The organism is Maritimibacter sp. DP1N21-5 (assembly GCF_019218295.1).
GTDB lineage: Bacteria > Pseudomonadota > Alphaproteobacteria > Rhodobacterales > Rhodobacteraceae > Maritimibacter.
This window is the reverse complement of record NZ_JAHUZF010000006.1, coordinates 1,045,563-1,059,953: the sequence shown is the minus strand read 5'-3', so window position 1 is coordinate 1,059,953 and position 14,391 is coordinate 1,045,563. Positions and strand designations below refer to the sequence as shown.

The 14,391-nt window shown below is 63.4% G+C and carries 16 protein-coding genes; 6 read left to right on the top strand and 10 right to left on the bottom strand.

The genetic code is table 11. From position 1 onward, the window contains the following. The first annotated feature begins 61 nt into the window (after positions 1 to 61). The 6 genes from KJP29_RS12895 (at position 62) to KJP29_RS12870 (ending at position 5,728) form a co-directional block, all read left to right on the top strand. Positions 62 to 688 (top strand): hypothetical protein, encoded by a 627-nt coding sequence (locus KJP29_RS12895; RefSeq protein WP_218463944.1) that lies wholly within the window; start codon positions 62 to 64, stop codon positions 686 to 688. 159 nt (positions 689 to 847) lie between these two features. After that, complete coding sequence (gene rplM, locus KJP29_RS12890; RefSeq protein WP_218463943.1) at positions 848 to 1,312, top strand: 50S ribosomal protein L13; 465 nt, start codon at positions 848 to 850, stop codon at positions 1,310 to 1,312. A gap of 2 nt (positions 1,313 to 1,314) precedes the next feature. Further along, a complete protein-coding gene (gene rpsI, locus KJP29_RS12885; RefSeq protein ID WP_218463942.1) occupies positions 1,315 to 1,806 on the top strand; it encodes a 30S ribosomal protein S9 in 492 nt (163 codons plus the stop codon). Positions 1,807 to 1,995: 189 nt separating this feature from the next. Then, positions 1,996 to 2,565 (top strand): hypothetical protein, encoded by a 570-nt coding sequence (locus KJP29_RS12880; protein ID WP_218463941.1) that lies wholly within the window; start codon positions 1,996 to 1,998, stop codon positions 2,563 to 2,565. Positions 2,566 to 2,599: 34 nt separating this feature from the next. Next, a complete protein-coding gene (locus tag KJP29_RS12875; RefSeq protein ID WP_255553608.1) occupies positions 2,600 to 5,170 on the top strand; it encodes a methyl-accepting chemotaxis protein in 2,571 nt (856 codons plus the stop codon). 27 nt (positions 5,171 to 5,197) lie between these two features. After that, positions 5,198 to 5,728, top strand: a complete 531-nt coding sequence (locus KJP29_RS12870) for a chemotaxis protein CheD (RefSeq protein WP_218463940.1) — start codon at positions 5,198 to 5,200, stop codon at positions 5,726 to 5,728. A 181-nt stretch (positions 5,729 to 5,909) separates the two neighbouring features. On the opposite strand, the gene KJP29_RS12865 is transcribed toward KJP29_RS12870, so the two are convergent. From KJP29_RS12865 to KJP29_RS12820, 10 genes are all read right to left on the bottom strand, one after another. Next, a complete protein-coding gene (locus tag KJP29_RS12865; RefSeq protein WP_218463939.1) occupies positions 5,910 to 6,266 on the bottom strand; it encodes a hypothetical protein in 357 nt (118 codons plus the stop codon). A gap of 1 nt (position 6,267) precedes the next feature. After that, entirely contained in the window at positions 6,268 to 6,654 is a 387-nt protein-coding gene (locus KJP29_RS12860; RefSeq protein ID WP_218463938.1) for a response regulator, read from the bottom strand. 10 nt (positions 6,655 to 6,664) lie between these two features. Further along, the gene (locus KJP29_RS12855; protein WP_218463937.1) at positions 6,665 to 7,501 is read right to left on the bottom strand and encodes a protein-glutamate O-methyltransferase CheR; all 837 of its coding nucleotides are present in this window, start codon (positions 7,499 to 7,501) and stop codon (positions 6,665 to 6,667) included. An 18-nt stretch (positions 7,502 to 7,519) separates the two neighbouring features. Continuing rightward, on the bottom strand, positions 7,520 to 7,999 hold the full coding sequence (locus KJP29_RS12850) for a chemotaxis protein CheW (RefSeq protein WP_218463936.1): 480 nt from the start codon (positions 7,997 to 7,999) through the stop codon (positions 7,520 to 7,522). Positions 8,000 to 8,008: 9 nt separating this feature from the next. Beyond that, a complete protein-coding gene (locus KJP29_RS12845; RefSeq protein ID WP_218463935.1) occupies positions 8,009 to 10,123 on the bottom strand; it encodes a chemotaxis protein CheA in 2,115 nt (704 codons plus the stop codon). Positions 10,124 to 10,127: 4 nt separating this feature from the next. Further along, a complete protein-coding gene (locus KJP29_RS12840) occupies positions 10,128 to 10,496 on the bottom strand; it encodes a response regulator (protein WP_218463934.1) in 369 nt (122 codons plus the stop codon). Further along, complete coding sequence (locus KJP29_RS12835) at positions 10,493 to 10,774, bottom strand: STAS domain-containing protein (protein ID WP_218463933.1); 282 nt, start codon at positions 10,772 to 10,774, stop codon at positions 10,493 to 10,495. Before KJP29_RS12835 ends, KJP29_RS12840 begins: the two co-directional genes overlap by 4 nt. A gap of 116 nt (positions 10,775 to 10,890) precedes the next feature. Further along, positions 10,891 to 11,850 (bottom strand): ROK family protein, encoded by a 960-nt coding sequence (locus tag KJP29_RS12830; RefSeq protein ID WP_218463932.1) that lies wholly within the window; start codon positions 11,848 to 11,850, stop codon positions 10,891 to 10,893. Beyond that, complete coding sequence (locus KJP29_RS12825) at positions 11,847 to 13,184, bottom strand: GH1 family beta-glucosidase (RefSeq protein WP_218463931.1); 1,338 nt, start codon at positions 13,182 to 13,184, stop codon at positions 11,847 to 11,849. Before KJP29_RS12825 ends, KJP29_RS12830 begins: the two co-directional genes overlap by 4 nt. Then, a complete protein-coding gene (locus KJP29_RS12820; protein ID WP_218463930.1) occupies positions 13,181 to 14,218 on the bottom strand; it encodes a LacI family DNA-binding transcriptional regulator in 1,038 nt (345 codons plus the stop codon). Before KJP29_RS12820 ends, KJP29_RS12825 begins: the two co-directional genes overlap by 4 nt. Between the last annotated feature and the right edge of the window lie 173 nt (positions 14,219 to 14,391).

The window sequence follows — 14,391 nt, the reverse complement described above, 5'->3', positions numbered from 1 at the left end:
AACCTGCGGCGGGAGAGTATGATCAGGCAAATTGGAACGCGGGGTGGGCGCGGGCTGCAAGATGGATGAACACACGAAAGCGGTGCTCGAGGCCTGTACGGGCCAATTGGTCGCGCTGGGGATGACCCGGCAGCGCCGCGGGCTGGCCGTGTGGCAGATGAATGACGAAATGTGGGGTGGGATCGCGATGCAGGTCCGGTTGCATGGCTCTGGTATGGTTCGCGTGATCCCGGTGCTCCAGATCGTCTGGGAACCGGTCGAGATGATTGTCGCCTGCGTGAGGGGTCTCGGGTATCGCCCCTGGGGGCCCGCATCGGTCACGCGCTCGAGGCTCAAGCTCCCTTCGCGCGAGATCGGACCGGTCGAATTTCGCAATCCCGAGGTCGACGGTCGCGTGCTCGACCGTTTCGCACAACTGTCGAAGAAGGAGCTTGTCCCAGCGATCCTGGATCTCGCCGATGAGCGCCATATCCTGCAATTCTTCCGCGAAGGAGCGGGACGGGGAGGCGGGCGTGCCGAGCATGTTCTCGCAATCCGGGCCTGGCAGACTCGGAGCCTCGATGTCGTGGAGGAATACGGCCGTCTCCTCACGCTTCAAACCGAAAACGACCACCGCTCGCGGCTCGAGGCGTTCCAAAGCCGCCTGACCGCCTCGGCAGAGGTGCAGGCCATTCTGACGGCCCATTGACGCCGTCTGCGCAGTTTTATCGTGCGAATGGCTGGGGTAAAATAATACCGAAAACGCAAGTCTCTGAAAAGCAACGCTTTTGCGTGCTACGTGGCGCTTGACCGGGCCGCGAAAACCATTAGAAGCGCGTCATCCGAAACCCACCAAGGGCCGAATGACATGAAAACTTTCTCTGCTACCCCGGCAGACATCGAGAAGAAATGGGTCGTGATCGACGCCGAGGGCGTTGTTCTGGGCCGTCTTGCCTCGATCGTCGCCATGCGTCTGCGCGGCAAGCACAAGCCGTCCTTTACCCCCCACATGGATTGCGGCGACAACGTCATCGTGATCAATGCCGACAAGATCCAGCTCACCGGCAAGAAGCGCACCGACAAGCGGTTCTACTGGCACACGGGCTTCCCGGGCGGGATCAAGAACCGCACCACCGGTGAGATCCTCGAAGGCAAATACCCCGAACGCGTCCTGACCCTCGCGGTCAAGCGCATGCTTCCCGGCAACCGTCTGTCGCGTCAGATCATGACCAACCTCCGCGTCTATGCCGGCGCCGAGCACCCGCATGAAGCGCAGTCGCCGGAAGTGATCGACGTCAAGTCGATGAACAAGAAAAACTCGCGTGAGGGCTGATCATGGCTGAAGAAATCAAATCGCTCGACGAGCTGAACGCGGCTGTCTCCGGCACCTCTGCCGCCGTCGCCGAAATCTCCGCCCCGCGTGAACCCCAGCGCGACGCGCTCGGCCGTTCCTACGCGACCGGCAAGCGTAAAGACGCGGTCGCTCGCGTGTGGATCAAGCCGGGCTCAGGCAAGGTCACCGTGAACGGTAAGGAAATGAACGCCTACTTCGCACGTCCCGTGCTCCAGATGATCCTGCGCCAGCCCTTCCAGGTGGCCGGTGTCGAAGGTGAATTCGACGTCTACGCGACGGTTGCCGGTGGCGGTCTTTCGGGTCAGGCCGGTGCGGTCAAGCACGGCATCTCGAAAGCGCTCCAGCTTTACGAACCCTCGCTGCGCCCTGCGCTTAAAGCCGCAGGTTTCCTGACCCGCGACTCGCGCGTGGTCGAACGGAAGAAATACGGCAAGGCGAAAGCCCGCCGGAGCTTCCAGTTCTCCAAGCGCTGATCCCCAGGGATCTTGTTACAGGAAAAGGGCTGCCGATCTGGCGGCCCTTTTCTTTTCGGGCAGGCAATGCATTGCCTTCGTGTTCCGACCGCGCCGCCGACCGGGCGGGCGTTAACGGTATCGAAAGAGCCCGGACATAGTCTCTCTACAGGAACCCCATCCGTGGGGACGACCTGGATTGGAGAGACCATGAAATCCGCACTGCTTGCCACTGCCTTCGCCCTGACGTCCATCTGTCCCGCACTTGCCGATGATGACGCGTCCGCCATGGGCGCCTTTCTCGACACGCATGTGATCGGCTGGGCCACGGACCCGGTTCTTCTGGATGCGATCCGGGCGCAGAACATCGTCCATGACGGGCTGTCTCAGGCGGACATCGACCGGCTCGACGCCACCTGGCGCGCCGAAGTCGGCCAGCCTGAGACGCCCACCATCTCGGCCGTGGTCGACAATGCCGCCTCGGTTTTCCTGAGGGAGAGGATCGCACAGGTAGCCGGAATCACGGAAATCTTCGTCATGGACTCGCAGGGTCTCAACGTCGCGGCGAGCGGTCCGACGTCTGACTACTGGCAGGGCGACGAGGAGAAGTTCTCCCAAACGGCAGGCAAGGGTCCGTTTGCGCGCCATTTCTCGGAGATCGAGAAGGACGAGTCCTCCAACAGCTATCAGGCGCAGGCCTCCTTCGCGATCAGGGATCCCGAAACGGGTCTGATCATCGGCGCGATGACCGTGGGCATCGACGCAGAAATCCTGTTCTGACGCCCTCATGCACATCATCTTGACGGAGCCTACCATGAGCAGCCACGCCACGCCCTTGAAGCCCGCGTTCCGGGTCAATTCCATCTTCCTGAAACTCGCCGCCGTCATACTCGTCATGGTCGCCATCATGACCGTCCTGACGTCGGCGCTCTATACGAGGACGACGGTGGCGCAACTCCACGCTGCCCTCGCGCGCTCGGCGCTGAGCGTGACCCAGTCGCAAGCCACGACCGTCGGTGGCGCGGTGGCCTTCGCCGACAAGGACGCCCTCGTCCTGTCACTCGGCTCGGTCATCGACGACACGGGTGCAGGCGCCGTCTACGGCCTCGCGGTCGACACGACGGGGGCTGTCATATCGGCCTATGGGCCAGGGGACCATGTCCACGCCATGTTGGTGGCAATCTCGGACGACGCGATCCGCACGAACGCCGACGCCCTATCCGACGACGGCATGCTTGTGGCCGCGCCCGTCCGATATGGGGTGGACCGGAAGGTGGTGGGTGCCATCGCGTTTGCCTGGTCGTCGGACGCCGCTATTGCGGATGCCATGCGGGGCCAACGCCGGGTCATCGCGATCGCCGCCGCGACGGCCTCGTTGGGCATGGCGCTGCTGGTTCTGGGTATCCGTCGATGGATCACGACGCCCATGGTGCGCACGGCACGCCTCGTGGCGGGCGTGGCCGAAGAGGATTACGACACGCCCGTAGATACGGCCCAGAGGGGAGATGAGCTTGGCGATATCGGCAAGGCCGTCGACCAGCTGCGCCAGACCCTGAAAGCCGGGGCCGAGTCCGCCCGGGTCGCCCGCTTCCGCAGCCGGGCGTTCGAAAGCTCGTCCGCACCGATGATGCTCGTCAATCGCGACATGCGGATCGACGCCACGAACGAAGCGCTGACCGAGTTGATTCGCCACTACGAGAAGGACTTCGTGAAGACTTCGGCCAAGTTCGACGCCGCCCGCGTGGTGGGAAGCGACATGAGCACCTTCCATGCCCCGGCACTCGAGGCACGCATTCGCGCGCTACTCCAGAACCCCAAAAACCTTCCTTACGTGACAAGTATCAACGTAGGAGAGGCCCGTTTCCGCCTCTCGATCAGTGCGGTCGATTCCGAGGCCGGTGTGATCGAGGGTTATGTCGTGGAATGGTCGGATCAGACCGCGGATTTCATGAACAAGGCAGTTCTCACCGCTATCGAGGCCAACCAGATCAAGGCCGATTTCGGCGTCGAAGGTGCGGTCCTTTCGGTCAATGCCCATTTTCTCTCGGCGATGGGGTGCGGCATGGACGACCTGAAATCTCGGCGCAGCGACGAGATGTTCCGGTTCGACGAGGCTTTCACCCGTGAACGGGGCGATGCCTTCCAACGCCTGCGGGCCGGAGAATCCGTCTATGGCAGGTTCGGCCTGGTCCGAAAGGACGGCGAGGTCGCAACGATCGACGGCGGCTTCACTCCCGTGCTCGATGCCCGGGGTCAATTGCTGCGCATCATATTGATCGGCAACGATGTCACGGACGCGAGCCGCGCCACCCACACGGCCGAAGCCGCCCGCCTGGCAGCCAAGCAGTCGCAGGACGAAGTCGTCGCGGCGCTCGGCAACGCGCTTGAACGTCTGGCCGAAGGGGACCTGATGAACCGGATCGAGGACAAGTTCGCGCCGGACTACGAACAATTGCGGGACGATTTCAACCGCGCTGCCGACCGGATGCTCGACGCGATGCGCGGGGTGATCGAGAACGCAAACCTGATCACCGGAGAGGCCTCGGAAATCTCAGCGGCGGCCGACGATCTTTCGGCGCGGACGGAAAAACAGGCCGCGACCCTCGAAGAAACCGCTGCGGCCATCGACGAGCTGACATCCTCTGTCCGCTCTGCCGCCGCAGGGGCCATGAACGCCAGCGAAATCGTCCTGAAGGCACGGGAAAACGCCGAAGCATCGGGCTCCATCGTACAGGAAGCGGTTCTTGCGATGAGCGAGATCGAAGCCGGGTCCGTCCAGGTCTCCAAGATCACCGGAGTCATCGACGACATCGCGTTCCAGACGAACCTGCTCGCCCTGAACGCCGGCGTCGAAGCGGCCCGAGCCGGCGAGGCGGGACGCGGTTTCGCGGTCGTCGCTTCGGAAGTTCGGGCGCTGGCTCAGCGCTCGTCCGACGCCGCACGCGAGATCAACGCGCTCATTTCCCAATCCGATAGCCAGGTGCGCCGTGGCGTGGACCTTGTTGGAGAGGCCGGCGAAGCACTCAAGGGTATCGTCGCCTCCGTTTCCGAGATCAGCCGCCACGTGGCTTCGATCGCCACAAGCGCGAATGAACAAAGCGTGGGCCTTGGCGAAATCAACGCGGCCATGACGCAGCTCGATCAGGTCACGCAACAGAACGCCGCCATGTTCGAGGAGACGACCGCAGCGAGCCATGCCCTGACGAGAGAGGCGGAAGCCCTGTCCACCTCCATGGCCCGGTTCAAGACCGGGGGTGCGAATGACCCCGTCAGACACCGGAAGATCGAACCGGCCCCCCAGCCAAGACCGGTTCAGCCCCTCGTCGCCGTGGTCAACGCCGGGCCGGCCGTCGCGGGCCTGTCCGACGGCTGGGAAGAGTTCTAGGACCGCTGGCTTCGATCGGACCTTCTGATGACAGACATCTTCGCGCATCGAGCAGGCCGCCGACACATATCCCAGGGAGAATACGCGATCGATGGTGGTGAGACGGCGACCATCACCACGCTCCTCGGGTCCTGCGTCGCGGCTTGCATCTGGGATCCCGGCCGACAGATCGGTGGCATGAACCATGTGCTCTTCGTCGACCAGACCCGCAACGCATCGGAGGCCTTTGGCTTCGGCGTGAACTCGATGGAGCTTCTCTTGAACGGTCTCTACAGGCTCGGCGCCCGTCGCGGTCAACTGAAGGCCAAGGTTTTCGGGGGCTCGCACCTGCTGCGCAAACCGTCCGACGCGGGACAGCGGAATGCGGCCTTCGTAACCGACTTCCTGAGGGACGAGGGCATCGACATAGCCGCGAAGGACACCGGCGGGACACAGGCGCGGCGCGTCGAATTCTGGCCCGGCACTGGCCGAGCCCGCGTGAAACTGGTCACGGACACGGAGTTGCCAGAGGACGGAAAGATCGCTCGCGTGGGACCTTCGGACCCGATCCTATTCTAGCGGGCAGGGAGCCGGGCTCCAAGCCCGGCACCCTGAGCGATGCAGAGGTGAACCGTCAGGAACGGCTCTCGCAACTACGAGCGTCGAACTGTGACCGAGTGCGCATCTGCCGCGTCATTCGGTCCTTCTGGATCTGCTGAAGACAGGTCACTGGCTCCTGCCTCGGAACGCCCGAGCAGGATCAGAGCCATTCGACATCTGTTTGGTCGCGGCGGGGGGTGGGACCCAGCCCTTGGCCCAGCAGGCGCTCCCGCACCGCTTCGAGGTTGAGGTTGACCTCGGACGCGGCGTTGTCTTGCGATCCGTGCAGGAGAACCAGCGCCTTCAGGAAGGTCGACACATCCTCCAGATGCTGCCGCAGATAATCGAGATTCTGCATTTCCATGGAGATCATCGAGTCTTGATCCCCATCGACGTTCGCGAGCAGCAACATCGCGACCTTTTCGATATCGCCGACGGTTGAATGTGCCAGCTCTACCTCGGTGGAAAGCAGGCTTGCGAGGGCGGGAACCGACAGATCCTTCAGGTCTCTCGTCAAATCAAAGCCTCCCGAAGATCGCCTCGATGGCCTTGGTCAGATCGCCGGGCTGGAACGGCTTGGGCAGGAAATTGTTCATCCTGAGTTTCTTGCCGGTCTCGATGATCGACTTGTCGACCTTGGACGTGATCAACAAGAAGCCGGTATTCGTGGTGCGGGGGTCGGTCCTGATGGCATGGAGCAGCTGCAAGCCGTTGATTTCCGGCATGTTCATGTCCGAAATCACCAGATGAGGGGACCGCTTGCGGATGGACTCCAAGGCGTCACGACCGTTCGTCGCCGTATCGATCTGCCTGATCCCGATGGCATCGAGCGCCTGTGTGATAAGGCCGCGGCTCGTCGACATGTCGTCGACGACAAGAACTTTGATTTGGTCTCTCAACGACATCGATGATCTCCTATGGGGTGTTCGGGCGGGGACGGTAGCAGGTCACGCCCACCTTTTCGAAATGGGCTTCTTCGGTCTCGGGCAGCCGTTCGGAGTGGCCGACGAAGAGGCGCGACTCGGGGGTCATGAGGGTCCGAAACCGGTGCCAGAGGTCTTCCTTCGTGGGCTGATCGAAATAGATGACCACGTTGCGGCAAAAGATGGCATCGTAGCGCGCTCTCATTGGCCAGGATTCGAGCAGGTTGAGCGTCCGAAAATGGACCATGTCCCGCAGGTCTTGCGTGACGCGGTGACCCGAGGGGACCTGCGAAAGGAACTGGTGCCGATCCTCGGCTGCAAGCCCCTCGCACATGTGAGTGGGATAGATCGCCGCCTGCGCAAATCGCAGGGCCTCCCGGTCGATATCGGTCGCAAGGATCCGGGTGCAGGATGCCTTGTCCGGAAAATGCTTCAGGATGGACATCGCGATCGAAAACGGCTCTTGCCCGAGCGCACATCCGGCGGACCAGATCCGGACCGGGCTTTGCGCCGTCCAGGCGGAACCGCGGTTCGCGAGCCAAGCGACCAAAGTGTCGAAGTGGTGCCTTTCGCGAAAGAAACTCGACACATTCGTGGTGAGCGCTGAAATCATCATCGTGATCTCGGCGTGCCCCGCGTCTGACTGGATGAGGTCGAGGTAATCCTCGAACGACGAGAGGTGGAGCGCGCGGAGCCTTCGGGCGATCCGCGTGCGCACCATGGCGGATTTCGTCTCGGGGATGGCGAGCCCCGCCTCGTCATGGGCGAGGCGCGCGATCACCCTGAAGGCGTCCGGTGACAACGCGACGTTGGCCAGAGAATGGGTCATGGGCGGTCCCTGCTTCGGTCATGCCACCTCGGTGACCTTGCGGGGCAAGACAGTGGCGAGGTCCAGGACCCGGATCATGGTGTCATCCTTGATGGTGAGTGCCGAGACGAAGCGGCGCTGGTCGTCTGCGGGAAGCTCCGGCGGGGGCTGGAGGTCTTCGCTCGCCACGGCAAGGATGTCGGACACGGCGTCGACCATCAGACCGACGATCTGGTCTCCGAGGGCCACGACGATGATCACGCTGCGGGCCGACGCGGTGTCGACCAGGATGCCGAGGCGGGTGGCCAGGTCCATGATCGGGAGGACGGTGCCGCGCAGGTTGATGACGCCGCGCATGTAGTCGGGCGCATGAGGGAGCGTCGTCGCACGGGCCCCACTCCGGATTTCGCGAACCTGCATGATGTCTACGCAGTAGTCCTGCCCGCCCACGAGGAACGACAGATACTCGCGATGCTGAGAGTCGCTGCGTTTGCCGTCGGGGGTCAATCGTTCGCTCATCGAGGCACCTCAACTGGTCGGGGACGTTTGTGATGGAGGGAGTGCACGCGCCGCAAAGGGTCGCGTGCGGCCGTTGGCATGAGTGATCAGGTCGACGGGGTCCAGAATGAGGGCGATCTGCCCGTCACCGAGGATCGTAGCGGCCGCGACGCCCGGAACCCGGCCGAAATTGTCCTGCAGCCCCTTGATCACGACTTGGCGCTGATCTTCGATACTGTCGACAACCATGGCAGCGTTCAGCCCGTCTTCCTGCCCGATCAGAAGCACCACGGTGCCGGTATAGTCCTCGAGCGGCTCGCGATAGCCCAGTTCGGCCCCCAGATCGATGAGGGGGACGATGGTCTCACGGATGTCGATCACATGAGTGGCCGGACCGAAGACACGCAGATCCCTTTGTGTCAGGGCAAGGGTTTCGAGGATGCCGTTGAGCGGAACCACGAGGGTTTCATCGGCGACGCTCACGACCATGCCGTCGAGCACGGCGAGGGTGAGAGGCAGGGATATCGAGAACGTCGTGCCCTTGCCCGGTTCGGACTGGATGGTGATGCGGCCACCCAGTGCCTGGATCGAACTGCGCACAACGTCCATGCCGACGCCGCGCCCGGACAGGTTGGAGATCTCGTCCGCGGTGGAGAAGCCCGGCAGGAACAGAAGGTTGTCGATCTCGGTCTCGCCGAGTTGCGCGTCCGGAGGGACGAGGCCCCGTTCGATCGCCTTCTTGAGCACCTTCGCACGGTTGATTCCGGCGCCGTCGTCGCCGATTTCGATGACGACGCGACCGGACCGATGAAGAGCGGTGAGGGTGATCGTCCCTTCACGCGGTTTTGCGGACACCTCGCGTGTGTCGCCCGCTTCGATACCGTGATCGACCGCATTCCGGATCATATGGGTCAGCGGATCGGCGAGCCTTTCGATGACCGTCTTGTCGACTTCGGTATTCTCGCCTTCGGTGCGCAGGCGCACGTCCTTGCCCACGGTGGCCGAGGCCTCGCGCACGATGCGCGACATGCGCTGGAAGAGCGACTTCACCGGCTGGGCCCGGATCATCATCACGCTTTCCTGGATGTCGCGGGTGAGTTGCTGAAACTCCTCAAGCCCGGTGCGCACGGGGGAATTGGGCGGGAACCCGGCGGCGGCGACGCTCTGGCTCAGCATGGCCTGATTGATGACGATCTCGCCGACCAGGTTGACCAGACGGTCGATGCGGTCGAGGTCGACGCGGACGGTCGCGCGGGGGGCTGGCGTCTGCGGCGGCGGGGCGGGGATCGACGCCGGGTCCGGCATTGGGACCATCAGCGGCGTCGATACTGGTTCGACCCTCTGCAGCCGCGCAAGGTCGGGCAGGTCCTCGAAGCCGTCCTCGGGGACAGGGGCGAGCGGTTGCGCAATGGTCAGATCGCAGAGACCTTCGACGAAATCGAAGACCTCCCGGATGCCGGCGGCCTCCACGAACGCTTCGAGTTTGATCCGCCAACCGAGATAGGCGTGCTCGGGGTCGAGGTGGTGCAGATCGGGAAGCTCCGTGTCGTCGGCGGAAACAGTCAAGTCGCCAAGATCGCGCAGGGTCCGAAACAGGAATTGCGGTTCATTCCCATTGGCATAAAGGATCGCGCGGGGCTTGAAGTCGATGGTCCATGCGGGCGTCGCGACCGGCGCATCGTCAAGCAAGCCATCGCCCAGGTCGAGCGAGAGGGTCGTGACTTCGAAGTCGATCGGATCCTCCTCGGGCGTGGGTATATTGCCCAGGAGGACGTCGAGGTCCGTGAGAACTGGGGCGCTGCGCGCGCCGTCATGGGGAAGACCTTCGCGGCTTTCCCGCACCAGATCGGCGAGCACATCGCCACAGGAGAAGAAGAGTTTCAAAACCGACGGCTCCGGGGCCAGGCGCCCGGCGCGCATGTCGTCGAGAGCGGTCTCGAACCGGTGGGCAAAGGCGACGAGGGCATCGAGACCGAAGGCGCCGGCACCGCCTTTGATCGAGTGGACCGCCCGGAAGACGACGTTCACCGTTTCGCTGTCACCGGCGCCGTCGAAGATCGTCTGCAACCCGTCTTGCAGGCTTTCGAGCAATTCTTCGCATTCCACGAAGAAAGACGCCCGGATTTCGGCCATCGGGTCTGACATGGAACTACCCCGTCACCATCTTTAGAGCCTTGACCAGCTTCGCCGGATCGAAGGGCTTGACGATCCAACCCGTGGCGCCCGCGTTGCGCGCGCGGTTTTTCATGTCTTCCGCGCTTTCGGTCGTGAGCACGAGAATCGGGATCGACCTGAATTCCTCTCGTGCGCGCACGGCGTCGATGAATCCGAAGCCATCCAGCCGCGGCATGTTGATGTCGGTGATGATGGCGTCCGGCGGCGTCATTTCGTCGAGAACTTCCAGCCCGTGCACACCGTCCTCGGCAAGATGCGCCTCGATCCCGGCACTGGTGAGCGCAAGGCGCACCATATCGCGCATCGTGCGACTGTCGTCGACGGCCAAGACATGGAGGCTCATGGTCGGCGCTCCCAATGGGTGAGAGAGTCGGTCGTGAAACCCAAGAGGCTCATTTGATCGGCAAGATTCGTAGACGCCCCCGTGAGTGTAAGAGTGTGGCCCGCTTCGCCCCAGGTCCGGGCGGCCGCGCGAATGACCTGCAACGACAGGGCGCCGAGGTGCGTGACGCGAGAGGCATCAAGTTCGAGATCACCGCCAGTTTCCGCGAGGAGCAAATCTCGCAACGGACCGGCGGCACGCAGATCGAGCTTTTCGGGCAGAAGGAGGGTGGCGCTCATCCTGCGCCCCCGTTGGCGATTGCAGTAATGTTCATCTCAAGCACCCCTTTCGTCGCCCGCGTTGCGAACGGCATAGGACAGAAGGTCTTAAGATTGGCTTACCGCGCGCGTCTTTTTCAGCGGGCGAGTCGATGGGCGCAGCCGGTCAGGGCGGCGTAATCGTCCTCGACGAGGTAGACGGGGAAATTCTTCATGAACCCTGCGAACCGTCCCTTGTCGCGCATGGCGTCGGCGAACCCAAGCTCGCCGAGCCAGGGCGCCACGGCCCGCGCCACGCCTCCCACAAGGAAGACGCCACCGAAGGGCAGGTGGATGAGTGACAGGTTTCCCGTGACGGTCCCCATGATGCGGACGAAGAAGCGAAGGGCCTCGCGGGCGAGGGGGTCGTCGTTTTCCATGCCCGCGATCACGTCTTGCGAGGCATAGTCCCGGGGCGTGCCCGCGCGTTCGGCCATCCAGCTTGCCACATGGGCGATGCCGCGACCTGACAGCACGTCCTCGACCGCGGGAAAGCCATGCGCGGTTTCGAAGTGACGGCAAAGCGCCAGTTCCTCGTCCGTCCGGATGGGCAGGTTCGCATGACCCGATTCCGAGGGCGTGACGATGCGGCCGGCGGCGGTTTCGTGGACCGGCGCGCAGTTGAAACCGGTGCCGATCCCGATCACGAGCTTGGACGCATGATCGCCAGCCGAAGGGCCGGGAAGGATGGTGTGCAGGCAGTTCTCGGCGATATGGCCGAGCGCATAGCCCTGAGCCTGCAGATCGTTGATCACGGCAACGCGTTCAGCCCGGGCGGCCCGTGCCACCGTGGCGGCGTCGATCGTCCAGTCGAGGTTCGTCATGGAGCCCACATCATCGCGCACCGGACCGGCGAGCGCGACACAGGCGCCGTCGCAATCGGGGTTGCCCTGCGCATCGAGATAGGCCCTCAGGACCGTCTCAAGCCCAGGGTAATCGGCGTTCTTGAAGCGCTGGATCGTATCGGCGCGCAGTTCGGTTCCCGAGGCGAGTGCGACCCGCGTGTTGGTGCCGCCAATGTCTGCGACAAGGGACAGGCGGTCAGATCTCTGGGTCATTTCCGAACTCGCTCAAGGGCTTGGGCCAATGCGTGGTAGGACGCTTTCGGCCTGCGTTCAAGGCTGTCGAAATCGACGTGGACGATCCCGAAGCGCTTGTCATAGCCATAGGCCCATTCGTAATTGTCCAGAAGCGACCAGGTGAAATAGCCCTTGAGCGGCACGCCCCCGGCCATCGCCGCGCGCGCCGCGTCCAGATGCTGCGCGAGGTAGGCGATGCGGTCCCGATCGTCGATCCTGCCGTTCACGAGGGCATCGGGCGCAGCCATGCCGTTCTCGGTGACATAGATCGGCAGGCCTCGCGCATAGTCGCGGTGCACCATGGACAGGAAGTGGCGCAGGCCGTCGGGATAGATCTCCCACCCCATATCCGTGACCGGCAGGTCGCCCTTGGTTTCGTGCGTGTTCGGCCAAGGGCCGGGTTGGTGAGCGATGACCTTGCGCGTGTAGTAATTCACCCCGCACCAGTCGAGGGGGGCGGCGATGGTTGCCATGTCGTCCTGCCAGTTGTCCGGCAGATGCGGGGCGATTCCGGCGAGCACCTCGTCCGGGTAGGCGCCGTGGAAGGCCGCACCAAGGAACATGCGGTTGTAGATCGCGTCCCAGTTCCGGGCGGCGGCGGTATCTTCGGCGCTGTCGGTTTCTGGCTGCGTATACTCAAAGTTGAAGACCGCGCCTATGTTGTCGACACCCCAGTCCCGCATGGCTCGCGCGGCCGTGCCATGCGCGAGAAGGACGTGATGCACCGCCCGCGCGGCAGCCCGGATATCACGCAGACCGGGCGCATGGGCGCCGATGAAATGCGACAGCCAAGCGACGCACCAGAATTCGTTGATCGTCGCGGTGGACCAGATCCGGTCGCCAAGACGTTTCATGACGACCTCGGCATAATCGGTGAACCAGCCCGCCACGTCACGGTTGCGCCAGCCGCCGAGGTCGGCGAGGGGAGAGGGAAGCTCCCAGTGATAAAGCGTGAGCGCGGGCTTGAGGCCCCGTTCCAGCATCCCATCGACCAGCCGGTCGTAGAAATCGAGGCCTTCGGCATTCACCGCGCCACGTCCCTCGGGCATCACCCGCGCCCAAGAAGTGGAGAACCGGTAGACATCGAAATTCCCGTCGCGGATGAGGTCCAGGTCGTCTTGCCAGCGGTGGTAGTGATCGCAGGCACGGGCGCCGTCCTCGGCCTTGGCCACGTTGCCGGGGGTCGCGGCAAAGCTGTCCCAATGCGTGCTGCCGACGCCGCCCTGGGCGTGACCTTCGATCTGGTAGGCCGAGGTCGACACGCCGAAAAGGAAGTCGTTGGGGAAAACGGATCGATCGGGAAGTTGCGTCATGTCGGGGTCAGGGCCTGAACGGGACCAGTGGAGCGACCGAGGATAAGATCGGCCTCCAGCAGCACGTGACGGGGGGTGAAATCGCCGGTGGCGATGATGTCGAGGAGCATGGTCGCGGCGGCGCGGCCGGCTTCGCGGACCGAAGACCTTGTGGCGGTGAACAGCGGGTCGTCGCGTCCGTTGGGCAGATAGGACAGGTCGTCGTCATGGATGATGACGGACACGTCGCGCCCGATCTCGCGCCCGGATTCGCGAATCGCGCGGCGGATACCGATGCCGGGAATCATAGACGAAGTGAGGACGGCGGTCGGCGGGTCGGGAAGGGCGAGAAGCTTCGTCATCGCGGCGTGGCCGTATTGCTCGGTCATTTCCCCCGTGAAACAGAGCCGGTCGTCGAGCGCGATCCCCTGTGTTTCGAGCGCTGCGCGCACACCGGCGCGGCGGCGAATGGCGAAATCCATATCCTCGAGACCGTTGATGAGCGCGATCCGGCGATGGCCGAGGTCGAGAAGCAGCTTCGTTGCGCGCTCGAAGGCCCGGAGGTTGTTCATATCGACCCAGGAATAGTCTTCATGCGTGTCAGAGGCACGGCCATGGACCACGAAGGGAATGCCGACCTCGTTCAGGAGGTGGATGCGCCGGTCGCCGGCCCGGGGCGCATGAACGATGATGCCGTCCACGCTGCCCTTGGTGCGGAAGTCCTGATAGGCCTGCTGCTGCCGGTCGTCCGGCACGATCGAGATCAGCATGTCGTATCCGGCCTGAGAATAGATCTCGCCCGCGCCGGAGATGAAATCGGCGAAGACGGGGTTCACCATCTCGTGCCCGGACTGGATCGGGATGACGTGGCCGATGGCCATCGCCCGCCCTGTGGCGAGGCTGCGGGCGCGCATGTTGGGGCGATATCCATAGGCTTCGGCCGCCGCGCGCACCTTCTTGCGCGTCTCTTCCGACACCTCGGGAAACCCGTTCAGCGCCCGGCTGACGGTGGTCGGGGACAGTCCCAGAGCCTTGGCGAGTTCCTTCAGGGTCATATCATTCAAACCGGTTTGGATTATCGCGGACCCTAGCGACCTCCCACCACTTCGTCAAAGGGTGGCAGAAATATTTGTTATTCTGCAGCGCGGCAATGAATTTCCCGGGAGATGCGGAAAGCGGAATTGACTCTGGCACGGTCATGAGAGAGGTATGGGCATCCAAAGCGGTT

What these genes read in the sequence shown, in the direction of transcription:
- KJP29_RS12850 (WP_218463936.1), bottom strand. Translation starts at nt 7,999, where the DNA reads ATGAGCGAACGATTGACCCCCGACGGCAAACGCAGCGACTCTCAGCAT.
- KJP29_RS12825 (WP_218463931.1), bottom strand. Translation starts at nt 13,184, where the DNA reads ATGACGCAACTTCCCGATCGATCCGTTTTCCCCAACGACTTCCTTTTC.
- KJP29_RS12870 (WP_218463940.1), top strand. Translation starts at nt 5,198, where the DNA reads ATGACAGACATCTTCGCGCATCGAGCAGGCCGCCGACACATATCCCAG.
- KJP29_RS12860 (WP_218463938.1), bottom strand. Translation starts at nt 6,654, where the DNA reads ATGTCGTTGAGAGACCAAATCAAAGTTCTTGTCGTCGACGACATGTCG.
- rpsI (WP_218463942.1), top strand. Translation starts at nt 1,315, where the DNA reads ATGGCTGAAGAAATCAAATCGCTCGACGAGCTGAACGCGGCTGTCTCC.
- KJP29_RS12835 (WP_218463933.1), bottom strand. Translation starts at nt 10,774, where the DNA reads ATGAGCGCCACCCTCCTTCTGCCCGAAAAGCTCGATCTGCGTGCCGCC.
- KJP29_RS12855 (WP_218463937.1), bottom strand. Translation starts at nt 7,501, where the DNA reads ATGACCCATTCTCTGGCCAACGTCGCGTTGTCACCGGACGCCTTCAGG.
- KJP29_RS12830 (WP_218463932.1), bottom strand. Translation starts at nt 11,850, where the DNA reads ATGACCCAGAGATCTGACCGCCTGTCCCTTGTCGCAGACATTGGCGGC.
- KJP29_RS12895 (WP_218463944.1), top strand. Translation starts at nt 62, where the DNA reads ATGGATGAACACACGAAAGCGGTGCTCGAGGCCTGTACGGGCCAATTG.
- KJP29_RS12875 (WP_255553608.1), top strand. Translation starts at nt 2,600, where the DNA reads ATGAGCAGCCACGCCACGCCCTTGAAGCCCGCGTTCCGGGTCAATTCC.
- KJP29_RS12880 (WP_218463941.1), top strand. Translation starts at nt 1,996, where the DNA reads ATGAAATCCGCACTGCTTGCCACTGCCTTCGCCCTGACGTCCATCTGT.
- rplM (WP_218463943.1), top strand. Translation starts at nt 848, where the DNA reads ATGAAAACTTTCTCTGCTACCCCGGCAGACATCGAGAAGAAATGGGTC.
- KJP29_RS12845 (WP_218463935.1), bottom strand. Translation starts at nt 10,123, where the DNA reads ATGTCAGACCCGATGGCCGAAATCCGGGCGTCTTTCTTCGTGGAATGC.
- KJP29_RS12820 (WP_218463930.1), bottom strand. Translation starts at nt 14,218, where the DNA reads ATGACCCTGAAGGAACTCGCCAAGGCTCTGGGACTGTCCCCGACCACC.
- KJP29_RS12840 (WP_218463934.1), bottom strand. Translation starts at nt 10,496, where the DNA reads ATGAGCCTCCATGTCTTGGCCGTCGACGACAGTCGCACGATGCGCGAT.